Source organism: Promicromonospora thailandica, assembly GCF_024171955.1.
GTDB lineage: Bacteria > Actinomycetota > Actinomycetes > Actinomycetales > Cellulomonadaceae > Promicromonospora > Promicromonospora thailandica.
Genome location: NZ_JAMTCS010000005.1, coordinates 87,069 through 111,015 on the forward strand (window position 1 = coordinate 87,069; position 23,947 = coordinate 111,015).

At 72.8% G+C, this 23,947-nt stretch carries 20 protein-coding genes and 1 tRNA gene; 14 read left to right on the top strand and 7 right to left on the bottom strand.

The genetic code is table 11. The features are described 5' to 3' along the window. Positions 1–12 precede the first annotated feature (12 nt). From APR03_RS09210 to APR03_RS09220, 3 genes are all read left to right on the top strand, one after another. Positions 13–234: a hypothetical protein gene (locus APR03_RS09210; RefSeq protein WP_253834951.1), complete on the top strand. Its 222-nt coding sequence runs from the start codon at positions 13–15 to the stop codon at positions 232–234. A gap of 53 nt (positions 235–287) precedes the next feature. Continuing rightward, positions 288–983: an ArsR/SmtB family transcription factor gene (locus APR03_RS09215; RefSeq protein ID WP_253834952.1), complete on the top strand. Its 696-nt coding sequence runs from the start codon at positions 288–290 to the stop codon at positions 981–983. Positions 984–1,065: 82 nt separating this feature from the next. Continuing rightward, positions 1,066–1,668, top strand: a complete 603-nt coding sequence (locus tag APR03_RS09220; protein WP_253834953.1) for an ATP-dependent Clp protease proteolytic subunit — start codon at positions 1,066–1,068, stop codon at positions 1,666–1,668. 55 nt (positions 1,669–1,723) lie between these two features. Here the strand turns inward: APR03_RS09220 and APR03_RS09225 are convergent, their stop codons facing one another. Then, entirely contained in the window at positions 1,724–2,209 is a 486-nt protein-coding gene (locus APR03_RS09225) for a helix-turn-helix domain-containing protein (RefSeq protein ID WP_253834955.1), read from the bottom strand. A gap of 144 nt (positions 2,210–2,353) precedes the next feature. On the opposite strand from APR03_RS09225, the gene APR03_RS09230 reads away from it, so the two are divergent. Beyond that, positions 2,354–4,594 (top strand): excinuclease ABC subunit UvrA, encoded by a 2,241-nt coding sequence (locus APR03_RS09230; protein ID WP_253834957.1) that lies wholly within the window; start codon positions 2,354–2,356, stop codon positions 4,592–4,594. 8 nt (positions 4,595–4,602) lie between these two features. Here the strand turns inward: APR03_RS09230 and APR03_RS09235 are convergent. From APR03_RS09235 to APR03_RS09255, 5 genes are all read right to left on the bottom strand, one after another. Further along, positions 4,603–4,676, bottom strand: a tRNA-Leu gene (locus APR03_RS09235). A gap of 206 nt (positions 4,677–4,882) precedes the next feature. Next, entirely contained in the window at positions 4,883–6,340 is a 1,458-nt protein-coding gene (locus APR03_RS09240; RefSeq protein ID WP_253834958.1) for an NAD(P)/FAD-dependent oxidoreductase, read from the bottom strand. A 165-nt stretch (positions 6,341–6,505) separates the two neighbouring features. Further along, positions 6,506–7,459, bottom strand: a complete 954-nt coding sequence (locus APR03_RS09245; protein ID WP_253834959.1) for a Ppx/GppA phosphatase family protein — start codon at positions 7,457–7,459, stop codon at positions 6,506–6,508. Between the two features lie 78 nt (positions 7,460–7,537). Further along, a complete protein-coding gene (locus APR03_RS09250) occupies positions 7,538–8,038 on the bottom strand; it encodes a DUF501 domain-containing protein (RefSeq protein WP_253834962.1) in 501 nt (166 codons plus the stop codon). Between the two features lie 58 nt (positions 8,039–8,096). Next, positions 8,097–8,612: an FtsB family cell division protein gene (locus tag APR03_RS09255; RefSeq protein WP_253834964.1), complete on the bottom strand. Its 516-nt coding sequence runs from the start codon at positions 8,610–8,612 to the stop codon at positions 8,097–8,099. Between APR03_RS09255 and APR03_RS09260 the strand changes: the two genes are divergently transcribed. Next, positions 8,605–9,153, top strand: coding sequence for a hypothetical protein (locus tag APR03_RS09260; protein ID WP_253834966.1), 549 nt, complete (start codon positions 8,605–8,607; stop codon positions 9,151–9,153). The two genes, APR03_RS09255 and APR03_RS09260, sit on opposite strands and share 8 nt — an antisense overlap. A 398-nt stretch (positions 9,154–9,551) precedes the next feature. Here APR03_RS09260 and eno read toward each other — a convergent pair whose 3' ends face one another. Then, complete coding sequence (gene eno, locus APR03_RS09265; RefSeq protein WP_253834968.1) at positions 9,552–10,832, bottom strand: phosphopyruvate hydratase; 1,281 nt, start codon at positions 10,830–10,832, stop codon at positions 9,552–9,554. A gap of 252 nt (positions 10,833–11,084) precedes the next feature. Here eno and APR03_RS09270 point away from each other — a divergent pair, with 252 nt between their 5' ends. From APR03_RS09270 to APR03_RS09310, 9 genes are all read left to right on the top strand, one after another. After that, positions 11,085–12,611: an ABC transporter permease gene (locus tag APR03_RS09270; protein WP_253834970.1), complete on the top strand. Its 1,527-nt coding sequence runs from the start codon at positions 11,085–11,087 to the stop codon at positions 12,609–12,611. Between the two features lie 19 nt (positions 12,612–12,630). Then, positions 12,631–13,308, top strand: coding sequence for an ABC transporter ATP-binding protein (locus APR03_RS09275; RefSeq protein WP_253834977.1), 678 nt, complete (start codon positions 12,631–12,633; stop codon positions 13,306–13,308). Between the two features lie 276 nt (positions 13,309–13,584). Continuing rightward, positions 13,585–17,163, top strand: coding sequence for an endo-1,4-beta-xylanase (locus APR03_RS09280; protein WP_253834979.1), 3,579 nt, complete (start codon positions 13,585–13,587; stop codon positions 17,161–17,163). Positions 17,164–17,323: 160 nt separating this feature from the next. Continuing rightward, positions 17,324–18,955, top strand: a complete 1,632-nt coding sequence (locus tag APR03_RS09285; RefSeq protein ID WP_253834981.1) for a peptide ABC transporter substrate-binding protein — start codon at positions 17,324–17,326, stop codon at positions 18,953–18,955. A gap of 73 nt (positions 18,956–19,028) precedes the next feature. Next, positions 19,029–20,033, top strand: a complete 1,005-nt coding sequence (locus tag APR03_RS09290; protein WP_253834984.1) for an ABC transporter permease — start codon at positions 19,029–19,031, stop codon at positions 20,031–20,033. Continuing rightward, a complete protein-coding gene (locus APR03_RS09295; RefSeq protein WP_253834986.1) occupies positions 20,026–20,952 on the top strand; it encodes an ABC transporter permease in 927 nt (308 codons plus the stop codon). The genes APR03_RS09290 and APR03_RS09295 overlap by 8 nt, the downstream gene beginning before the upstream one ends. Next, the gene (locus APR03_RS09300; protein ID WP_253834988.1) at positions 20,949–22,136 is read left to right on the top strand and encodes an ABC transporter ATP-binding protein; all 1,188 of its coding nucleotides are present in this window, start codon (positions 20,949–20,951) and stop codon (positions 22,134–22,136) included. The genes APR03_RS09295 and APR03_RS09300 overlap by 4 nt, the downstream gene beginning before the upstream one ends. Further along, positions 22,129–23,202, top strand: coding sequence for an ABC transporter ATP-binding protein (locus tag APR03_RS09305; RefSeq protein ID WP_253834990.1), 1,074 nt, complete (start codon positions 22,129–22,131; stop codon positions 23,200–23,202). Before APR03_RS09300 ends, APR03_RS09305 begins: the two co-directional genes overlap by 8 nt. Next, on the top strand, positions 23,199–23,909 hold the full coding sequence (locus APR03_RS09310) for a type 1 glutamine amidotransferase (protein ID WP_253834992.1): 711 nt from the start codon (positions 23,199–23,201) through the stop codon (positions 23,907–23,909). The genes APR03_RS09305 and APR03_RS09310 overlap by 4 nt, the downstream gene beginning before the upstream one ends. Positions 23,910–23,947: the final 38 nt, after the last annotated feature.

The following is a 23,947-nucleotide window of genomic DNA, read 5'->3' on the forward strand; positions in this document are numbered from 1 at the left end:
AGGAGAACCGCGATGACCACCTTCACGCCAGCCGTCCGCACCGCCGTCCCGCAGTCCGCGCGTCTCGCCCGTGCCATCGAGACGCCGTCGCGCACCCGCACCCAGCCCGCTCCGGCCCGCCCGGACGATCGGGACGCACGACGCCGCGAGTACGAGCGGGCCGAGCGCCTGCGGGCGCACGAGGAGCGCGTGCGCGACAACCTCGCCGCCCGTCACCCGCTCGCCCTGCGCTGACGGTCCGGGCCTGCCACCGCACAGGAGTGCCGCACATGGGTAACGTCGTGCCCATGGCGACAGCACGCAAGAACTCCCCCGGCCCGGCACAGGAGCCGGAGGGTGCCGCACGGGTGGGAGGGGCCGACCTCCGGGTGGCCCCCGGCACGACCGACGACGGCCGCCCGGGCGAGCTCGGCCCGGCCGCCCTGCGAGCGCTCGCCCACCCCCTCCGGATCCGCATCCTCGACCTGCTGCCGAGCCACGGTCCCCTCACGGCCAGCAAGCTCGGCGAGATCGTCGGCGAGTCCAGCGGCTCGACGAGCTACCACCTGCGGCAGCTCGCCAAGCACGGCCTGGTCCGTGAGGTCGAGGGCAAGGGGACGGCCCGTGAACGCTGGTGGGAGCGCACCCCGGGAGGCTTCAGCATCTCCAGCTCCGGCAAGGACTCCCCCGCGAGCCGCCAGACGGCCGAGGCCGTCAACGCCGAGTTCCTCCGGCTCCGCCACGAGCGGGTGATGGCCTTCCTGCGGGCCGCCCAGCAGACCGACGAGGAGAAGCTGGAGACGCTGCTCGGCGCCACCACGTTCGTCACGGCGAACAAGTGGGCCACGCCCGAGCAGATGGTGGCGCTCGTGCAGGCCTGGGACCGGTTCTCCGCCGAGCATCTCGAGCCGCTCAGCAGCCAGGCGGGCGAGCCCGGCACGCTGCCCGTCGAGGTCCACTTCGACGTGTTCCCCACGGTCGACCCCGAGGGCAACCCGCTCTGACGGTGCCGCGGTCTGCCGTCAGCAGATCTGCGACGGGCAGAGACCACTGTCCCGCGGATGCCCTCCGGACGATGGTGGAGGCATGACCGACACCACTCACGCCCAGCCCTTCGAGGAGCACCTCGCGGCGCGCCTGCTGCACCAGCGCATCGTGCTGATCGGCAGCGAGATCGACGACGCCGTCGCCCACCGCGTGACGTCCCAGCTGCTGCTCCTGGCCTCCGAGGACCCCGCGGCCGACATCAGCCTCTACCTCAACTCCCCCGGCGGACCGGTCGGCGCCGGCCTCGCCGTGTACGACACGCTGCGCCTCCTGCCCAACGCCGTCTCGACCGTCGCGGTCGGCTTCGCCGGGAGCACCGCGCAGCTCCTGCTCGCCGCCGGAACCCGGGGCAAGCGGTACGCGCTGCCGCACGCGCGGATCATGATGCACCAGCCGGCCGGCGGGGTCGGCGGCACCACGAGCGACGTCGTCGTCCAGGCCGAGCACGTCCGGCACGTCAAGGAGGTGGTGACCCGTCTGCAGGCCGAGCACACCGGTCAGTCTGTCGAGACGATCGCGGCCGACTCCGAGCGCGACCGCTGGTTCACCGCCGAGCAGGCGCTCGCCTACGGCATGATCGACCGGGTCGTCGACCGGGTGGACGATGTACGGCCCGGAGGGAAGCGGCGCGCCGGCCTCTGAGACCGGCGCGGCGGCACCGGTGCCGCCGCTTCGTCCCAGGCCGTGCCGGTCCGGCTCAGGCCGCCTGCAGCACGGCCCGACCGCGCCGGCCGACGGCGCCCGTGGAGCTGGCGCCCAGCGGGTGCCGGGACGCCGAGAACCCGGCCGAGCGCCGGGCCGCGGACGACAGGACACGGACCCGGCGGCCCTCCTCCTGCTCGGCGTACGCGATCGCGAGGTCGGCCCACGCCCGCTCGACGAGGTCGACGAGGCGCATCCCGAGCGACTCGCACACGGCCGCGAGCACCTCCGAGGAGGCCTCCTTGCGCCCGCGCTCGACCTCCGACAAGTAGGCCGTCGAGACCCGGGCCGCCGCGGCGACGTCGGCCAGCGTCCGGCGCTGCTCGCGTCTGGTGCGCCGCAGGATGGTGCCCACGAGGTCACGCAGCAGCGGTTCGCGCGCGTGCTCGAACGTCCCTGTCCTGGCCCCGGGCCCGCCCTCGTCGGTACCGAGTGCTGACGTACCCGCGATACCCGCAGCTCCCGCTGAGATCAGTGCCATGTGCCCACTCCCGCCGTCGGTACCCGTCACGCTACCCAAACCCACTGACACGGCGCGCCGTTCCGCCGTCTGCTGCTGGCGTAAAGCCACGGCGTCCGTGTCAGTGGCTCCTGGCACCATGGGACCACCGACCAGGGAAGGACAGTGGTGTTCGGATCCATCGAGGTGCGCGGTGCGCGCGAGAACAACCTGCAGGGCGTCTCCGTCGACATCCCCAAGCGGAAGCTCACGGTGTTCACCGGGGTCTCCGGGTCGGGCAAGAGCTCGCTCGTGTTCGGCACGGTCGCCGCCGAGTCGCGGCGCCTGATCGACGAGACCTACCCGGCGTTCCTGCAGGGCTTCATGCCGTCGCGGCCCCGGCCGGACGTCGACACGCTGTCGAACCTGTCCGCCGCGATCGTGGTGGACCAGGAACCCATGGGGGCCAACGCCCGGTCCACGGTGGGCACCGCCACCGACGCCTACACCATGCTGCGCGTCATCTGGTCACGGCTCGGCACGCCGCACATCGGCGGGTCGAACCTCTTCTCGTTCAACGACCCCCAGGGCATGTGCGCGCGGTGCGAGGGCCTCGGCCGGGTGTCGACCGTCGACGTCGAGGCCCTGGTGGACCGGAACCTGTCGCTCAACGAGGGCGCCATCACCTTCCCGAACTTCGGCGTCGGCACCTGGTACTGGAAGGTCTACGCCGACTCCGGGCTGTTCGACCCGGACAAGCCGCTCAAGGACTACACCGACACCGAGTGGCACGACCTGATGCACGGCCCGGAGCGCAAGATCGTCTCGAGCGGCATCAACGTCACCTACGAGTCGCTCGTCCCCAAGATCACCCGGCTGTACCTGGTCAAGGACGTCGAGTCGATGAAGGGGGCCATGCGCGCCGCGGTCGAGCGGCTCGCCACCTTCGAGGCGTGCCCGGCGTGCGGCGGCACCCGGCTCAACGACCGGGCCCGGTCGTCGCTGGTCCGGGGTCGGCACATCGGCGAGGCCGCGGCCATGCAGCTCACCGACCTGGCCGAGCTGGTGCGCAGGCTGGAGGACCCGCACGTGCAGCCGATCCTCGACGGCCTGAGCGACCTGCTCGCCACGTTCGAGCAGATCGGGCTGGGCTACCTGTCGCTCGACCGGGAGTCCTCGTCGCTGTCCGGCGGCGAGGCCCAGCGCACCAAGATGGTGCGGCACATGGGCTCCGCGCTGACGGACCTCACGTACGTGTTCGACGAGCCGACCATCGGCCTGCACCCGCACGACGTGCAGCAGATGAACGCCCTGCTCCAGCGCCTGCGGGACAAGGGCAACACGGTGCTCGTGGTCGAGCACAAGCCCGAGGTGATGGCGGCGGCCGACCACCTCGTCGACATGGGTCCGGGGGCGGGCACGCACGGCGGCACGGTGGTCTACGAGGGCGACCTGGAGGGTCTGCGCCGGTCCGGCACGGCCACGGGCAAGCACCTGGACCAGGCGGTCACGCTCAAGGACACCCCACGCACGCCCACCGGCAGGCTCCGGATCGAGCACGCCACCCTGCACAACCTGCAGGACGTGTCGGTCGACGTGCCGCTCGGGGTGCTCGTCGCGGTGACCGGCGTGGCCGGGTCGGGCAAGAGCTCGCTGATCCACGGCTGCCTGCCGCGCGACGGGGTGACGTTCGTGGACCAGTCCGCGATCCGCGGCTCGCGCCGTTCCAACCCCGCGACCTACACCGGCATCCTGGAGCCCGTGCGCAAGCAGTTCGCCCGCGCGAACGGGGTCAAGCCCGCGCTGTTCAGCGCGAACTCGGAGGGTGCGTGCCCGGAGTGCAAGGGCGTGGGCCTCATCTACACCGACCTGGCCTTCATGGCCGGCGTCGCGAGCGTGTGCGAGGCGTGCGAGGGCAGGCGGTTCACCGACGAGGTGCTCGGCTACACCCTCCGCGGCAGGAACATCGCCGAGGTGCTCGCCATGTCGGTCGAGGAGGCGCTCGGCTTCTTCACGGAGAAGTCGGTACTCCCGATGCTGACCCGGCTGTCGGACGTCGGGCTGCACTACATCTCCCTGGGACAGCACCTCAACACGCTGTCCGGCGGCGAGCGGCAGCGGCTCAAGCTGGCCATCGAGATGGGCGGCGACACCCCGGCCTTCGTGCTCGACGAGCCCACGGCCGGCCTGCACATGCAGGACGTCGACAACCTGGCCGGGCTGCTGGACCGCCTCGTCGACTCCGGCCGGTCGGTCATCGTGGTCGAGCACAACCTGTCGGTCGTGGCACGGGCCGACTGGGTGATCGACATGGGCCCGGGCGGCGGGCACGACGGCGGCCGCGTCGTCTTCGAGGGCACGCCGGCCGACCTCGCCCGGAACGAGGAGTCCCTGACCGGTCGGCACCTCGCGCAGCTGATCGCCTGAGCGGAAGGTGCCCCCACCCGGGTTCGAACCGGGACTGGGCCGGGTTTAAGCCGGCTGCCTCTGCCAGTTGGGCTATGGGGGCGCACCCCAGAGACTACCGAGCCCGCCGCCGCGGTAGACCTCTGCCGAGATAGAACCGTGGCGAAGTAGAACCGCAGCGAGATAGAACCGTAGCGAGGTAGAACCCGGGCGCGATGCCAGGTTCTACCTCGCTACGGTTCTACTTCGCTGCAGTTCTACTTCGCTGCAGTTCTACTTCGCCCGGGTTCTACCTCGGCGGCGCGGGGGTCAGGCCTTGGCGCCCGACTCGGCGCGCTCGGCGGACGACTCCGCCTTCTGCTCCACCTTCTCGCCGACCGGCTTCGGCGGCACGGAAGCGTTGCGGAACTCCTGGCGCGGGTCGTGCAGCGAGCCCAGCGACACCAGCTCGCGGCCCATGAGGAACTGCCCCATCCACCCGATCACGATGCGGACCTTGCGGTTGCCGGTCGGCATCGCCATCACGTGGTAGCCACGGTGCGCCAGCCAGGCCAGGAAGCCGCGGAGCTTGATGAAGCCGAACAGCTCGGCGACGCCCTTGTAGAGGCCCAGCGAGGCGACCACACCGAGGTTCTTGTGGTCGTAGTCGACCGCCGGCTTCTCCTTGTACAGCGCGACCATGTTGTCGGCCAGGCGCTTGGCCTCGCGGATCGCGTGCTGGGCGTTCGGCGGGCAGAACTTGCCGGGGTTGTTGACGTCGGGCACCGCGGCGCAGTCGCCGGCGGCCCAGGCGTCCGGGACGATCTCACCGGTCTCGGTGACGACCTGCAGCGTCGGGAGCACCGTGACGCGGCCCATCTTGTCGAACGGGAGGTCCGAGGCCTCCTTGATGACGGGGTTGGCCTTGACGCCCGCCGTCCAGACGATGGTCTCGGTGTCGAACTCGACGCCCGTCGAGGTGACGACGTGCCCGTCCACGCAGGACGACAGGAACGTGTTGAGGTGGAACTCGATGCCGCGCTTCTTCAGCTCGGCCAGGGCGTACTCGCCCATCGGCTCCGTGACCTCCGGCAGGATGCGGCCGGCGCCCTCGATCATGACGAAGCGCAGGTCGGACGGCTCGATCGTGTTGTACTGGCGCGTCGCGTAGCGCGCCATGTCCTCGATCTCGGCGAGCGCCTCGATACCCGCGAACCCACCGCCCACGAACGTGAACGTGAGCATGCGCTTGCGCAGGTCGGCGTCCCAGGTGGACGACGCGACGTCCAGCCGGTTGAGGACGTGGTTGCGGACCGCGATGGCCTCTTCGACGTTCTTGAAGCCGATGGCGTTCTCCGCGAGGCCCGGGATGGGCAGCGTGCGGGACACCGACCCGAGGCCCACGACCAGCTGGTCGTACGTGACCTCGTACTCCTCGCCCTCCTCGGGCTGGATCTTCACGGCCTTGCGCCCGTGCTCGATCGTGGTGACCTTGCCCTGCAGCACGTCGATGCCCTTGAGGGCCTTGCGGTGCGGGGCGACGACGTCGCGGGCGTCGATCGAGCCCGCACCCGCCTCGGGCAGGAACGGCGCGTACGTCATGTACGGACGCGGGTCGACGACGACGATCGCCGCCTCCCGCTTCTTCAGCTTCTTACGCAGGCGACGCGCCACGTAGAGGCCGACGGACCCGCCGCCGAGCACCACGATGCGCGGCACCTTCCGCGGGCGCGGCGTGCTCGTCGCGTCGGAGGCATGGCTGACCGAGGTCAGGTCGTTCTGAGGCATGATTCCCAGGGTACCGCGCGCAACGCATCCGTATGGACACGACAAAGAACGGCGTGTGCGTGATGCACAGCACGCCGTCGTCGCTGACGGAAGCCTTCGCGCTCCTCCGACCACCCCAACGGCCCACCTGCGCAGGGAGTTCCCGCCGCCGGCAGACCGTCCGGACTACCCTGCCATCGACAGCGCGATCCCGTCGAGGATGTCGCGTTCGCTCGTCACGACCGTCTCCAGGGAGCCGCCCGCCGCTGCGACGTCGGCCACCACGCGCCGGATCACCTCGGACCAGACGAGGGCGCCCGCCGCGATCACGTCGACCCGGCCCGGGTGCAGGAAGCCCATCGCGGTGCGCTCGGCGCGCGGCGCCGCGACCAGCGCGGCGCACGAGGCGAGCACCGTCTCGACCGGCAGCTCCGCCTGGTCCACCCGGTCGCGGCGGTACTCCGTCAGGCCCAGCGCGTGCGCGGTCACCGTCGTGATGGACCCGGCCAGCCCCACGAGCGTCGTCGTCTTCGCGAGCGGGACCACGCGGGCCGCGTCGTCCAGGTGGGCCCGCACGTCCGCGCGGGCCGCCTCGATCTCGGCCGACGACGGCGGATCGCTGCGCAGGTGCCGCTCCGTCATCCGCACCGAGCCCACGTCCATGGAGCAGCTCGCGTCCACCGACCCCGTGCCGAGCACCAGCTCCGTGGACCCTCCGCCCAGGTCGACCACGAGGTACGGGCCCCGGTGGGCGCCCACGACCGCGCCGGTGGCGCCACGGAACGAGAGCTGCGCCTCCTCGCCGCCGCTGATGACCTCGACCTCGGCGCCGAGCGCGGCCCGCACGCCGTCGAAGAACGCGTCCCGGTTCCGCGCGTCCCGCGTGGCCGACGTCGCCACGAAGCGCACCCGCTCCGCACCCGCCGCGTCGATCGCCGCCGCGTACCGGTGGGTCGCCGCGAGGGTGCGCTCCAGCGCCTCCGGCGCGAGCTCGCCCGTACGGTCGACGCCCTGGCCGAGCCGCACCACCTCCATGCGGCGGTCGACCTCGGTGAGGTTTCCGGCGGAGTCGACGTCCGCGACGAGCAGGCGGATCGAGTTGGTGCCGCAGTCGATCGCGGCCACGCGAGTGGAAGTCACGCGAGGATTCTCCCAGGCGCGCCCGGCACGCGAAGCCGGACGTGCCGGTTCGCGAGAAACCTCACTCCGCGGTGCCGGTCAGCAGGTGCAGCGGTCCGGACGCCACGTGTCACGGGCCAGCGCGAGCGCCTCGTCGCCGAGCGGGTTGACGCCCGGGCCCGCAGCGAGCGCGTGCGCGAACAGGACGTGCAGGCACTTCACGCGGGTGGGCATGCCGCCGGCGGAGATGCCGTCGATCTCCTCGACGTGGCCGATCGCCTCCCGCTCGGCCAGGTAGTGCTCGTGCGCCGCCCGGTAGGCCGCCGCGAGCTCCTCGTCGGACTCGAGCCGCGCCGTCATCTCCTTCATCACGCCGTTCGCCTCGAGCGTCGAGGCAGCGGCGACCGCGCCCGGGTGCGTCAGGTAGAAGACCGTCGGGAACGGGGTGCCGTCGGGCAGGCGGGGCGCGGTGCGCGCCACGGTCGGGCGACCGCAGACGCAGCGCGCCGCGATGCCGACCACGCCGCGCGGTTCCCGGCCGAGCTGCTCGGCCAGGACGCGCAGGTCGTCGTCGGACACGGTCTCGGTCACAGGGCTCACCGTCCCATTGTCCCTCAGGAACGTGTGCCTCAGGAATCGCCCCTCGGGACCCGGGTCGTCAGTCGCCGCCCGCGATGCGCACCGAGTCCCACACGCTCGTGTACCAGGGCGTGTCGGCATCCTCGGAGGCACCGGGCGACGGCTCGACGACGCCGGGCCCGGGCTCCTCCTCCTGCACCGAGTCGGTGTCCAGGGGGCGCCACACCTTGTCGCCGGGCATGACGAACAGGTACCGCGACCTGGCCTGCTCGATGATGTAGGACCGGTCGTCCCAGCGGGACAGCTCGGTCTCCAGCTCCGCCTTCTGCTGCTGCTGCTCGTTCAGCTCGGCCTGCAGCTCGCGCAGCTCGGCCTGCTGCGTGACGACGGCGCGCACCGTCGGCAGCAGCAGCACGACCGCGAGCAGCACCACCACCGACAGCACCATCGCGCGGACCGTCAGCACCTCCGGCAGCACGAAGCCGAAGCTGCCGCGCTTGCGGTCGGCGCGCGGCGGGCGGGTCGGGGGCGCACCGACGGCCGTCGCCGTCGACCGGCGACGCGGCTGAGCGGGCCGCTTGGCCCCGGTGCCCACCCCCGGGCGCGCGCTCCGGGCCGCCGGACGCGCGGCGGCACCCCGGGACGACGCGGCACGTGGCGCCGTGTCGCGCGGCGCGGACGCGCGGGACGTGGCAGCACGGGACGACGGCGTGCGGGAGGTCGATGCGCGGGACGTGGAGCCGCGCGGCGTCGAGTTGCGTGGCGTCGAGTTGCGTGGCGTCGAGGCGCGGGACGTGGAGCCGCCGGACGCCGTGCCCGATGCTGCCGCGCGGCGCCCCGCCGAGGGAGCGGCCGGCCGCCGGACCCCCGGCACCCCGGCGCCCGCACCAGCGGACTTCTTCGCGGAACCCGTGCCGCCGGTAGTCCTCGACGCGGCAGCCGTCGACCCAGCGCCCTTCGACCGGGCGCCCTTCGATCCTGCGGCGCGCGCCTCGCCCTTGGACCCGGCCTTCGACCCGGCCGACTTCGACGCCTTCGAACCAGCGGCCTTCGAACCGGTCGCACCGGCAGCCCGGGCCCCGGCGCCCTTCGACGCGGCACCTTTCGACGCGGCACCCTTCGACCCGGCACCCTGAGACCCGGCGCCCTGAGACCCAGCACCCTGAGACCCAGCACTCCGAGACCCGGCCCGCGACCCCGACGCCCCGGACTCCTTCTTCGGCGCACCCCTGCCCCGCGCCGCCGTCGACCCGGAACCCGCCGCCGCGCGGGACGCGCCCGTACCGCGCGCGTCGGACGCGGCGCGCGCGCCCGAGCCGCGCGCCGGACCCGAGGGGCGCTCGGGACGACGTGAGGAAGGCATGGGTCGATTGTGCCGATTCGCCGGGGCTTTGTACCGGCATTACCTCCGGCGCGCCGTGTGTCGGTCTGGTGGGACCCGCACGCCGTCAGACACGAACGCACGTGTCAGACGTCCAGGTCACCGGTGCGACCTGTGCGTCTGACACGTGCGGGGGTGTCTGCTGGGGCGTGGTCAGCCCTGGAAGCGCGGGAAGGCCGACCGGCCGGCGTACGTGCCGGCCTCGTCGAGGGCCTCCTCGATGCGGAGCAGCTGGTTGTACTTGTTGATGCGCTCGCCACGGGCGGGGGCACCGGTCTTGATCTGGCCGGCGTTGGTCGCCACGGACAGGTCCGCGATGGTGGTGTCCTCGGTCTCGCCGGAGCGGTGCGAGGTCATCGTGGTGAAGCCGTTGCGCTGGGCCAGCGTCACGGCGTCGAGCGTCTCGGTGAGCGTGCCGATCTGGTTGAGCTTGACCAGCAGCGAGTTCGCCGACTTCTCGGCGATGCCGCGGGCCAGGCGCTCGGGGTTGGTGACGAAGAGGTCGTCGCCCACGATCTGCACCTTGTCGCCGACCTTGCCCATGAGCGCGGACCAGGAGTCCCACTCGTCCTCGGACAGCGGGTCCTCGATGGAGACCAGCGGGTAGTCGGCCACGAGCTGCTCGTAGTACGCGATCATCTCGTCCGGCGTCTTCTTGCCGCCCTCGAACGCGTACACGCCGTCCGAGAAGAACTCGGTCGAGGCGACGTCCAGCGCGAGCGCGACGTCGGTGCCGGGCTTGAGGCCCGCGCGCTCGATCGCGACGAGGATCAGGTCCAGCGCCTCGCGGTTGCTGCCCAGGTTCGGGGCGAAGCCGCCCTCGTCGCCCAGGCCGGTGGCCAGGCCCTTCTCCTTCAGCACGGACTTGAGGGAGTGGTACACCTCGGTGCCGGTGCGCAGCGCCTCGCGGAACGTCGGGGCGCCGATCGGGGCGACCATGAACTCCTGGATGTCCACGTTCGAGTCGGCGTGGGACCCGCCGTTGAGGATGTTCATCATCGGCACGGGCAGCACGTGCGCGTTCGGACCGCCGACGTAGCGGAACAGGTCCAGGCCGGAGCTCTTGGCGGCGGCCTTCGCGACGGCGAGGGACACGCCCAGGATCGCGTTGGCGCCGAGCTTGCCCTTGTTCGGGGTGGCGTCCAGGTCCAGCAGCGCCTGGTCGATGATGCGCTGCTCCTCGGCGTCGTACCCGACGAGCTCGGGCGCGATCTCGTCGTTGACGGCCGCGACCGCCTTCTCGACGCCCTTGCCCAGGTAACGGCCCTTGTCGCCGTCACGGAGCTCGACGGCCTCGAACGCGCCGGTCGAGGCGCCGGACGGAACCGCCGCACGGGCGAAGGTGTCGTCGTCCAGGACGATCTCTACCTCCACGGTGGGGTTGCCGCGCGAGTCGAGGATCTCGCGCGCTCCAACGGCTTCGATGCTAGCCACGGGGACTCCTTCTCAGGATGTTGCTCGGAGGTTACGGCCCCAGCCTAGGACGTCCCACGGCGCGGCGCGGAACCGTCCACGGCCCGGCCCGGGCGCGTTCGCCGGGCGCACGGAGCGGCCGCTTCACAGCCTCGCCACAGGTCGACGACAGGGCCACCACAGGCGTGCCGCCTAGCGTCCGGACGGTCCGCGCGGGCTGTCCGGAGAGCCCGCGCGGGCACCAGCATCCCTCCCGACCCCAGGCAGGAGCCCATGTTCTTCACCTATCTGCGCAGAGAGCTGCGCAACCGGCGCAAGCAGACCGTCGTCGTCGCGATCGGCCTCGCGGTGGCGATCGCGCTGGTCATCGTCGTCAACGCCGTCTCGACCGGTGTCAAGGACGCACAGTCCGAGGTGCTCGAGTCCGTCTACGGCGTCGGCACCGACGTCACCGTCACGCAGCCGGCCGCAGGACCCGGCGGCGGACCGGGCGAGGGCGGCGGCCCCGGCCGGTTCGACTTCGGCGAGGACGACGGCGAGGCGTCCGCCGACGGCATGCGGAGCCTCACGCAGGACCGGCTCGACCCCGTCATGGGCTCCGCCACCTTCGACTCCTCCGCCCTGGACACCATCACCGACCTGGAGCACGTGTCCGGGGTGGCGGCGACGCTCGCCCTGCAGAACATGTCGTTCTCCGGGGAGCTGCCGGACTTCGAGGCCCTGCAGGAGGGCGGCCGGGTCACGCTCCGCGCGGGTCCCGACAGCTCGGGCGAGGCCTCGACCGGGGACTCGTCGTTCGAGATCGAGCAGCTCACGGTCACCGGGGTCGACCCGGGCGCGGCCGCCGTCGGCCCGCTCACCACCGCCGAGCTGGCCGACGGCCGGACGCTCGAGGCGGACGACGAGGACGTCGCCGTCCTGGACGCCACCTACGCCGAGCAGCAGGAGCTCGCCGTGGGCGACACGGTCACCGTCGGCGGCGAGGAGCTGGAGATCGTCGGCACCGTGACCTCCACGACCGGCGACGGCGTCGCCACCGCGGCGGACGCCTACGTCCCCCTGGCCACGGCGCAGCGCCTCGCCGACCTCGACGGCCAGGTCAGCGACGTCTACGTCCAGGTGGACTCCGCCGAGAACGTCGACGCCGTCGCGGGCGCGATCGAGGACGTGCTGCCCGACGCCTCCGTCAGCACCCAGGCCGACCTCGCCGAGAACGTCACGGGCACGCTGTCCACGGCGTCCGACCTCGTGGGCACGCTCGGCACCTGGCTCGGCGCCATCGTGCTCGCCGCGGCGTTCGGCCTCGCGATCCTGTTCACGGTCTCGGGCGTGAACCGCCGGACCCGCGAGCTGGGCACGCTCAAGGCCCTCGGCTGGAGCCGGGGCCGGGTGGTGGGCCAGGTCGCGGGCGAGTCCGTGGTGCAGGGGCTCGTGGGCGGCGTCGCGGGCGTCGCGCTCGGCGCCCTCGCCGTGTGGGCCGTCAACCTCGCCGGGATCACGCTGAGCGGGGGCGCTTCCGCGGGCGGGTTCGTGCTCGGCGGCCCCGGGGGCGGACCGCCGCCCGAGGGCGGCGCCGCGGTGCAGGACGCCGGCGCCGCGACCTTCGGCGCCGCCCGTCCCGTCGGCGTGGCCGACGCCGCGAACGACGCCGTGGACATCGTGCTCCAGGCGCCGGTCAGCCCGTGGATCGTGCTGGCGGCGGTCGGTCTGGCGGTGCTGGGCGGGCTGCTCGCGGGCGTGTTCGGCGGACGGCGTGCGGCCCGGCTCCGGCCGGTCGAGGCCCTCCGTTCCCTGGCGTGACCACCCCTGAGAGGCAGACATGTATCAGATCGACGACGTGACCAAGACCTACCAGCAGGGCCGCCGCGTGGTGCGCGCGCTGCGCGGCGTGTCCCTGACCATCGGCGCGGGCGAGCTGGTGGCCGTGCAGGGCCCCACCGGCGGCGGCAAGTCCACGCTGCTGCAGATGCTGGGCGGGCTGGACCGCCCCACCTCCGGCACCGTCACGCTCGACGGCGCCGACCTGGCCGGCATGACCGACGCGCAGCTCACCGCGGCGCGCGCCGGGACCATCGGCTTCGTGTTCCAGACCTTCAACCTGATCCCGACGCTGACCGCGCTGGAGAACGTCGAGACGGCGCTCGTGCCGGCGAAGGTGGCCCGGCAGACCCGGACCTCACGGGCGCAGGCGGCGCTGGACGCCGTGGGACTGGGCGACCGGGGCGACCACCTGCCCGGGGAGCTGTCGGGCGGGCAGCAGCAGCGCGTCGCCATCGCACGCGCCCTGGTCAAGAACCCGAAGGTGCTGCTGGCCGACGAGCCCACGGGCAACCTGGACGAGGAGACGCGCGACGAGATCGTGGACCTCATCGAGGGGCTGTGGAAGGACCAGGGGCTGACGATCGTCCTGGTCACGCACGACTCGGTGGTCGCCCGCCGCGCCCCGCGCCGGCTCCGCATCGCCAAGGGCACCCTGAAGGAGCTCCCCTCCCCCTGACGCGCTCCGCCGCGACCGTCGAGGTCGGTCCGTCGTGGCGAGGTCGGCACAGGCCTGTGCCGACCTCGCCACGAGGGACCGACCTCGACGCGCGGGGGCTGGGGCCCAGGGTGGGGGCAGGTCTCGACCTGGACGTGCGTGCTCGGTAGCCTGGGCGCACGTTCGCCGTGGCACCGTCGCCCCGCGCGTTCGCCCCCGAAGAGAGACACACGCGCAAGGGAGCGCAGCATGCGTCATCGAAATCGTTTCACATCCCGTCCGTCCCGAAATCGTTTCATGCAGCCGGGCGTCGCCGCGCTGGCCGTCGCGACCCTCCTGGCGGCACCGCTCCTGGCGGCCCCGTCCGCGGCGGCCGCCGACGGCGACGTCGTCCCCGGCGGCGCGGTCGACCCCGTGCCGACCCCGGTGTACGCCGCGCAGGGCAGCGGCGACGTCGCGGCCCTGACCTTCGACGACGGCCCGAACCCCGGCACCACCCCGGCCCTGCTCGACTTCCTCGCCGAGCACGACCTCACGGCCGTCTTCTGCGTGATCGGCCAGAACATCGAGGCCGACGGCGGCGCCGAGATCCTGCGCCGGATCGTCGACGACGGCCACGTGCTGTGCAACCACTCGACGTCGTACGCCGACATGGGGTCCTGGACCGCGGAGCAGGTGCGCGCCGACCTGGTCGAGAACCTGGGCATCATCCGCGACGCCCTCGGCGACCCCGGGTACCCGGTGCCGTTCTGGCGCGCGCCGAACGGCTCGTGGGGCATGACCCCGCAGGTGGCCGTCGAGCTGGGCATGCAGCCGCTGGCCGTGCGGAACACCATCGCGGACTGGGAGACGCAGGACGTGCCCACGCTCACGGCCAACCTGCGCGCCGCGATGGTGCCGGGCGAGCTCGTCCTGGCCCACGACGGCGGCGGCGACCGCGCGGGCACGCTCGCCGCCGTGCGGACGGTGGTCACCGAGCGGCTGGCCGCGGGCTGGCAGTTCACGCTGCCGGTCGGCACGCCCGCGCCGTCGACGGGCGCGGTGATCAGCACCGACTTCGAGGACGGCACGCTCGGCGGGTGGGTCCCGCGGTACGGCTCCGGATCCTCGGGCTTCAGCCTGGCGGTCACGGACGCCGACGCGCACGAGAGCACGTACTCGGCCGCGCTCACCGGCCGGGAGACGACCGGCGACGGTATCGGGCGCGACGTCACCGGGGTGCTGCGGGCGGGCGTCACGTACGACGTCTCGGCGTGGATCCGGTTCCCCGCGGGGCAGACGCCCGGCGACGTCTGGCTGAGCCTGGCCAGCACGGTGGGCGACGCGCAGACGTTCTCGACGCTCGCGCAGTTCACGGGCCTGACGAGCACCGGCTGGACCCGGGTCCAGGGCTCGTTCACCATGCCGGAGCACGACAGCGCCCTGCTCTACCTGGAGACCGCCTACAACGGCGGCAACACGAGCGACCTGCTCGTCGACGACGTCGTCGTGTCCGAGCCGGAGCCGCCGCTGATCGAGGACCTGCCCCCGCTGCGGGACACCGTCGACTTCCCCGTGGGCGTCGCGATCGACAGCCGGGAGACCACGGGTGCGGCTGCTCAGCTGCTCGACCGGCACTTCGGCCGGATCACGCCCGAGAACCACATGAAGCCCGAGGCCTGGTACGACGAGGACCGCACTTTGCGCCGGCACCCCGAGGCCACGGCGCTCATGGACTTCGCGCAGGAGAACGACCTCGGCGTCTACGGCCACGTGCTCGTCTGGCACAGCCAGACGCCCGAGTGGTTCTTCCAGGACGACGCCGGCGAGCCGCTGACCGCCGACGAGGCGAGCCGGACGGTGCTCCGCGAGCGCCTGCGCGACCACGTCTTCGGCGTCGCGGAGAACCTGGCCGCGGACTACGGCCCGTTCGGCTCGGACACCAACCCGCTGGTGGCGTTCGACGTGGTCAACGAGGTGGTGTCCGACGGCGGGGAGAACCCGGACGGCCTGCGCCGCAGCGAGTGGTTCCGGATCCTGGGCGAGGAGTTCATCGACCTCGCGTTCGCGTACGCGGACGAGGCGTTCAACGAGACGTACGCGGCACCCGGCAGCGCGCGTCCGGTGACCCTGTTCATCAACGACTACAACACCGAGCAGGGCGGCAAGCAGGACCGGTACCGCGCGCTCGTGGAGCGCCTGCTGGAGCGTGGCGTGCCGGTGGACGGCGTGGGGCACCAGTTCCACGTGTCGCTCGCGATGCCGGTCAACGCGCTGGAGGGCGCGCTGGAGCGGTTCGCGGACCTGCCGGTGACGCAGGCGGTCACGGAGCTCGACGTCACGACGGGCACGCCGGTGACGCAGGCGCGGCTGATCGACCAGGGGTACTACTACCGGGACGCGTTCGAGGTGTTCCGCGCGCACGCCGAGGACCTGTTCAGCGTGACGGTGTGGGGTCTGACCGACGGGCGGTCGTGGCGGGTGGACAGCGGCGCACCGCTGCTGTTCGACGACCGGTTCCAGGCCAAGCCCGCCTACTTCGGCGCGGCGGGCGCGGAGCTGCCGGCGCGGCTGCGCACGGCGAACGTGTTCGCGGGTGATGTGCCGCTGGACGGCCCGGCGACGTCGTCGCCCGTCTGGGACCGCCTGCCGCTGCACGCCTTCGCGGCGCCGGACGGCGGCGAGGCCGGTTTCCAGCTCCGCTGGGCGCCGGACCACCTCACGGCGTACGTCACGGTGGACGACGCCGCGGCGGGCGCGGGCGACGGCGTGACGCTGGCGCTCGACGACGCGGAGCTCACCGTCGACCGCGCCGGGGGTGCCGAGGGCGCGCTGGTGACCGAGCGGGAGGGCGGCTACGACGTCGTCGCGCACCTGCCGGCCACGCTCGAGCAGGGCGCGACCGCGGACCTGGACGTCCGCGTGACGAGCGGCGGCGAGACCACGGGGTGGAACTCACCGGGCGCGCTGGGCACGCTGACGCTGGTCGAGGAGCTGTCGTACGTCGAGGTCGCGCAGGCCGGCGAGGCTCCCGTGGTCGACGGCGCGGTGGACGACGTCTGGGAGACCGCGGGTCCGGCCGTGACGACCGAGAAGGAGGTCGAGGGCTCGGGCGGCGCTGTCGCCACGGTGCGCACGCTGTGGGCGGACGACACGCTGTACGTGCTGGCCGACGTCGCCGACCCGGTGGTCGACGTGTCCGGCTCCGACCCGTGGATCCAGGACTCCCTGGAGGTGTACGTGGACGGCGGCAACGCGAAGAACGGCGGCTACCGCGCCGACGACACGCAGATCCGGGTCTCGGCGCAGAACGCGGTGTCGTTCGGCACGGGCGACGAGGCGGCGCAGCGCGCCCGCGTGACGAGCGCCGCCACGCCGACGGACGGCGGGTACCGGGTCGAGCTGGCGGTGGACCTGCTGGAGTACGGCGGGCAGGGCACGTTCCACGGCCTGGACTTCCAGGTCAACGACGCCACCGACGGCGCGCGCACCGCGGTGCGCAACTGGGCCGACCCGACGGGCGCGGGCTACCAGTCGACGGCGCGCTGGGGCGTGGGGCAGCTCGTGGGCCCGACGGCGCCGCCGGTGCCGGCGTGGTCCGCGAGCACGGTCTACACCGCGGGTGACCAGGTGAGTCACGCCGGCGCGGTGTTCAGCGCGATGTGGTGGACGCGCGGCCAGGTGCCCGGCGCCTCGCCGTGGGGTCCCTGGGCCGAGGTGGGCGCGCCGCAGGTCTGCGCGGCGGGCACGTACCCGGCGTGGACGGCGTCGGCGGTGTACGAGGGCGGCGAGACCGTGGTGCACGAGGGCCGGCGGTGGACCGCGCAGTGGTACAGCCGCAACCAGGAGCCCTCGGGCGCGCCGTGGGGTCCGTGGCGGGACCTCGGCGTCTGCTGACGTGACGCCCCGGGTCTCCTTCCGTGCGCCGTTGCACGGAAGGAGACCGGGGCAATCGTTACAGACGGTTAACACGATTTTCCAGGCGCCCCTGCGTTCGTGGCGATATGGTCCACATCTCCCCGCCCTGAACCGGGGGAGACGACCTGGGAGGCAATCAGTGAGGCAGAGCCGCATCGCTACCTTCGCCGCGGGGGCGGCCGTGGTGGCCGTGACCGTGGCCGGGTGCAGCCCGAGCGACACCGACGACGACGCCGGTCCGGTCACCCTGGAGACCTGGATCAGCCAGGACATGGAGACGCTGTTCCCCGGTGACGCCGGGTCCTACGACCCCATCAGCGTGCTGGACGTGGTCTACGACGGCCTGGTCCGGTACGACCCGGAGACCACCGAGCCGTACAACTACGTGGCCGAGTCCATCGAGCCCAACGACGACAACACGGTCTGGACCATCACGATCAAGCCGGACCTCACCTTCCAGAACGGTGAACCCGTCGACGCCGAGGCGTTCGCCCGCTCCTGGAACTACACGGCCGACGGCGACAACGGCCTGTACAGCAACTACTTCTTCAGCATCATCGAGGGCTACGACGAGATGCAGCCCGAGACCGACGACGACGGCAACATCACCACGCCGGGCGCCGCCGACGAGCTCTCCGGGGTGGAGGTCACCGACGACCTGACCCTCGAGGTCACGCTCAGCTCGCCGTTCGCCGGGTTCGCCACGATGCTCGGCTACACCGGCTTCTTCCCCATCGCCCAGGAGTGCCTGGACGACGTCGAGACGTGCTCGAAGCAGCCCATCGGCAACGGCCCCTTCCAGGTGACCGAGTGGCAGCAGAGCCAGGAGCTGACCGCCGAGAAGTGGGCCGACTACCCGCTCGAGGAGACGCCGGGCTACGACGCCATCCACTGGACCGAGTACGCGACCGGCGAGACGGCCGGGTGGGCGGACTTCAAGGCCGGCGACCTCGACCTGTCCTTCCCGCCGACGGCGGAGGTCGAGTCCGCGAAGAACGACCCCGACCTCTCCCAGCGCTACGTGGAGGCGCCGGGCGCGGCCCTGACCTACCTCGGCTTCTCGTTCTACACGGACGGCCCGTGGCAGGACATCGAGTTCCGCAAGGCGATCTCGATGGCGATCGACCGCGAGGGCATCATCTCGTCCCTCGGCAGCGGTCAGGCCACGCCCGCGGACTCGTGGGTGGTCCCGGGCGGTGTGCCCGGCGGCGAGGCCGGCACGTGCGAGTGGTGCACGTACGACCCCGAGGCGGCCAAGGCGGCGCTGGAGAAGGCGGGCGGCTGGCCCGAGGGCGAGAAGCTGCAGATCAGCCTGGGCGACGACGAGGCCGAGGTGGAGTACTTCACCGCCATCGGCAACTCCATCGAGGAGGTGCTCGGCATCCCCTACGAGCTCAACGTCGACCCGGACTACTTCACCACGCGCGCCGAGCACGGCTACGACGGCGTGTTCCGCAACAACTGGTTCCCGGACTACCCCCTGAACGAGAACTACCTCAGCTTCTACGCCGCGGGTTCCGAGCAGGACAGCCAGTTCGGCTGGTACAGCAAGGAGTTCGAGGACAAGCTCGACGAGGCGGCCGCCGCCCCGTCGCTCGACGAGTCGGTGGCGCTCTACCAGGAGGCCGAGGCCATCCTCGCCGAGGAGTTCCCGACCATCCCGTTCCGCTGGAGCTTCAGCGCGACGTACTACAGCGAGCGCCTGACCAACGTGGTCCTCAACCCGTTCTCGGGCGCGCCGATCCTGCGCGCCGTCGAGGTCGCGGCGTAGCACGAACCACCGCCGCCGGGCCCGTCGCACTGCGACGGGCCCGGCGGGTCCCCATACCCCCCGGAAGGACCCCATGGGGCGCTACATCCTCCGCCGTGCCGTCCAGGCGGTCGGCACGCTGCTGCTCGTGATGCTCCTGCTGCACCTGCTCACGACGGTGGCCATCCAGCTCAACGGCAACCCGGCCCAGGCCTTCTTCGGCGACAAGGTCGCCACCGCCGCGCAGATCGCCGCCGTCGAGGAGCGCTTCGGCCTCGACGACCCCTGCTACGACCAGGTGGGCAACCCCTGCCTCGGGCCGTTCGTCGAACGCCTCGGCCAGTACGCCCAGGGCGACTTCGGCACCAACCTGCGCGGCCGCGAGGTCTCCGACATCGTCGCCACGGCGGCACCGAACACGCTCCGCCTGTTCTGCGTCGTCCTGGTGACGTGGCTGGCCCTCGGCATGCTGCTCGGGTCCCTCGCGGCCCGCCGGCGCGGCTCCGCGGGCGACCACGGCATCCGGCTCACGTCCGTGCTCATCGACGCGTTCCCGGTCTTCGTGCTGCTCATCGTCTACCGGTACGTGGTGGCCGTGCCCCTGCACGGCTGGGCCGAGCGCACCTTCGGCGAGGACAGCTGGCCGCCGTACTGGTTCAAGCCGTCCTTCGACGCCGACCACCCGTGGGCCACCGTGCTCGTCCCCGGCATCCTGCTCGGCCTGGCCGGCTCGGCGGCGTTCATCCGCCTGGTCCGGGCCAGCCAGCTCGAGTCCTACCAGGGCGACCACGTGCGCACCGCGCGGTCGAAGGGCCTGGGCGAGCGGCACGTCGTCGTGCACCACGTGGTGCGCAACTCGTCCGTGCCCGTGGTGACCGCGGTCGGCCTGACGTTCGCCGAGGCCCTCGGCGGCGCGGTCATCACCGAGGGCCTGATGAACATCTACGGCATGGGCGGCGTCCTGTGGGAGGCCGTCCGCAACGACGACGTCGGCCTGGTGCTGGGCGTCGTGACCCTGCTGGCCGCGGTGACCGTCGTGGTGATGATCCTCGTCGACATCGCCTACGCCCTGCTCGACCCGAGGATCCGTTATGAGTGACGCAGTGAACGCCGCCCCCACCGCCCCGCGGGTCTCGGCGTCGAACCCGCTCGCCGAGGCCTGGCGCACGCTGCGCCGTCGGCCGGACACCGTGATCGCGGCCGCCGTGCTGCTGTTCTTCGCCGTCATGGCGGCCTTCCCCGGGCTGTTCACGAGCACCAGCCCGCGCACGTGCCCCATCCGGGAGGCGCGGACGACGCCCCAGGGCTGGGGCGGCGACCACCCGCTGGGCACCGACGCGCTCGGGTGCGACGTCCTGGCCACGCTCGTGCACGGGGTGCGGCCGTCGCTGCTGCTCGCCGTCGTGGTGGTCGGCGTCTCGCTGCTGATCGGCGTGACGCTCGGCCTGCTCGCCGGCTTCTACCTCGGCTGGGTCGACTACCTCGTGTCCCGCACCGTCGAGGTGTTCCTCGTGATCCCGCTGCTGCTGGCCGCGCTGCTGGTGCTCTCTCTGTTCAAGGGCGTCGACCTCGGCGCGGGCACGTTCAACGTGATCCTGCTGCCCGCAGTGGTGCTCATCCTGTTCGGCTGGATGCCGTACGCCCGCTACGTGCGGGCCAGCACGCTGGAGGCGAAGAACCTGGACTACGTCACGGCCGCACGCTCGCTGGGCGCGTCCGACCTGCGCGTCATGGTGCGGCACGTGCTGCCGAACGCCATCGGCACGGTGACCGCGCTGCTGCCCACCTCCGTGGCGGGCGTGATCAGCGCCGAGGCCGTGCTGTCCTTCCTCGGCATCGGCGTGCGGCCGCCCGCCACGAGCTGGGGCATCCAGATCGAGCAGGGCTCGCAGTGGGTGCTCGGCGGCGCGCCGCACATCCTGCTCGCGCCCCTGGCGTGCCTGGTCGCGACGGTGCTGGCGCTCGTGGTGCTCGGCGACGCGCTGCGCGACGCCCTCGACCCCCGGCTGGCCGCATGAGCGCCGCGAGCCGCATGCGGAGCGCAGCAGAGGGTGAGGGCCGAGGAACGAGGCACTCGCCCGGCGCGGAGCGCAGCGAAGGCGAGCCGAAGGCACAGCCGCTCCTGGAGGTCACCGACCTCGTGGTCGAGTTCCGCACGTCGGACGGCGTCGTTCGCGCCGTCGACGGCCTGTCCTACCGGGTCGAGGCCGGGCGCACGCTCGCGATCGTCGGCGAGTCCGGCTCCGGCAAGTCGGTGTCGTCGCTCGCCGTGATGGGTCTGCTGCCGCCGACGGCGCGTGTGACCCGGGGCAGTGCCCAGCTGGCCGGCACCGACCTGCTCGCCCTGCGGCCCCGGCAGCACCGCGCGTACCGCGGCGAGCGCGTGGCCATGGTGTTCCAGGACGCGCTGGCGGCGCTCAACCCCGTGCACACCGTGGGCTACCAGCTCACGGAGGCGCTGCGCGCGCGGCGGGGCCTCTCCCGGGCCGACGCCCGCACCCGCGCGATCGAGCTGCTCGACCTCGTCAAGGTGCCGAACGCGAAGGCCCGCGTGAAGGAGTACCCGCACCAGTTCTCGGGTGGCATGCGGCAGCGCGTCATGATCGCCTCCGCGCTGGCCATGGACCCCGAGGTGCTGATCGCCGACGAGCCCACCACGGCCCTCGACGTCACCGTGCAGGCGCAGGTGCTCCACCTGCTCGCCGAGATCCAGGCGGAGCGGCGGATGGGCCTCGTGCTCATCACGCACGACCTCGGCGTCGTGGCCGGTGTGGCCGACGACGTGACGGTCATGTACGCCGGCAGCGCGGTCGAGCAGGCGCCCGTAGGGCCGATCTACGCGGCACCGGCCCACCCGTACACGCGGGCGCTGCTGCGCTCGATCCCGTCGACAGCCGGAGCCGACCGTGGCACACGGCGGCGCCTGCCCGTGATCCCTGGGCGCCCGCCCAGCCCCGCCGCCCGGCCGTCGGGCTGCCCGTTCCACCCGCGCTGCGACGTGGCGCAGGACCTCTGCCGCACCGCGGTGCCGCCGCTGACCAGCCCGGCCCCGGCCCGCCTCTCGGCGTGCCACTTCGCGGCCGACGTCCTCGCGAACCGCCCGCCACGCGCCGCCGAACGTAGGGATGATCGGCCCCAGGCGGCCGAGACGCCGACGACTCCTCCGTTCGACGAGCAGGTTCCCGGAGGTGACCATGAGTGACGCGGTGCTGCAGGTGCGGGAGCTCGTCAAGCACTACCCCGTACGGCGCGGGCTGCTGCGGCGGTCCGTCGCGGCGGTGAAGGCCGTGGACGGCGTCTCGCTCACCCTCGAGCGCGGCCGCACCCTCGGGCTGGTCGGCGAGTCGGGGTCGGGCAAGTCGACGCTGGCCCGCGTGCTCGTCGGCATCGAGACACCCACGAGCGGGCAGGTGCTCGTCGACGGCGAGGACGTCAGCACGCTGTCCCGTGCGGGCCGCAAGCAGCTGCGGCGCGACGTGCAGATGGTGTTCCAGGACCCGTACACGTCGCTGAACCCGCGCATGTCCGTGGGCGAGATCGTGGGCGAGCCGTTCGCGATCCACGGCATCGACCCCGCGGGCGGACGCCGTGCGGCGGTGGGCGAGCTGCTGGAGCTCGTCGGCCTGGACCCCGACCACACGAGCCGGTACCCGCACCAGTTCTCGGGCGGTCAGCGGCAGCGGATCGGCATCGCCCGGGCGCTGGCGCTGCGCCCCAAGGTGCTGGTCTGCGACGAGCCCGTCTCGGCGCTCGACGTGTCCGTGCAGGGCCAGGTCATCAACCTGCTGGAGGACCTCCAGGAGGAGCTGGGCCTGTCGTACCTGTTCGTGGCGCACGACCTCGGCGTGGTGCGCCACATCGCGCACGACGTCGCCGTCATGTACCTCGGCCGGATCGTCGAGCAGGGGCCGGAGCAGCCCGTCTACGACACCGCGCGGCACCCGTACACGCAGGCGCTGCTGTCCGCGGTACCCGTGCCCGACCCCGCGGTGCGGGCGACGGCGGGCGCCGCGGCACAGCCGGGCGGCCTCGTGCTGGAGGGCGACCCGCCCTCCCCCGTCGACCCGCCGTCCGGCTGCCCGTTCCACACGCGCTGCTGGCTCGCGCCGACGCTGCCGGAGGCCCGGTCCGACGCCCCCGGGTCGCGCCCGGTGCCCACCGTCTGCGCGACCGAGACGCCCGCGCTCGTGCCGCACGGCGACGCGGCGACCCACGTCGCGGCGTGCCACTTCGCGCGTGAGCTCGCCGCGCCGGGGGTCGAGTCATGACGCGCGTCCTGGTGGTGCTCAACTCCCCGACGAGCTCGATGGGCCGGCTGGAGCAGCTGCTCCCGGAGGAGGGCCTCGACCCCGTGCTGACGCCCGCGGCCGAGCTGCCCGGGACGCTCGACGGGTTCGCGGGCGTGGTGCTGCTCGGCGGCGGCTTCATGCCGGACGACGACGCCGCGCACCCGTTCCTCGCGCACGAGCGGCGGCTGACCACGCAGGCCCTGGACGACGGCGTGCCGCTGCTCGGGCTCTGCCTCGGCGGCCAGCTCCTGGCGCACGTGACGGGCGGCGGCGTGACGGCCCGCTCGGGCGAGACCGAGCGCGGCATGTGCGCCCTCACGGTGCTGCCCGCCGCGGCAGGCGACCCGGTGTTCGGCGCTGTGGCCCGGCCGGGCAGCCCCTTGTGGATGATCGAGAACCACGAGGACTCGGTGACCGCGCTGCCGCCGTCGGCCACGCTGCTGGTCTCGAGCGACGCCTGCCGAGTCCAGGCGTTCCGCGTGGGCGAGGCGGCCTGGGGCCTGCAGTTCCACCCCGAGGCGCGCCCGGAGCGCGTGGCGACCTGGGACGAGGCCGCGCTGTCGGAGCAGGGCATCGACCGGGCGGCGCTGGCCGCCGCCGCGATGGAGCACGCGGCCGAGAACGAGGCGCAGTCGCGCGCGCTCGTGGGCGGCTGGGCGGACGTGGTCCGCGAGGCCGCGGGCTGACCTCCCGGACGAGCCGACATCCCGGACAAGGAGAGCGA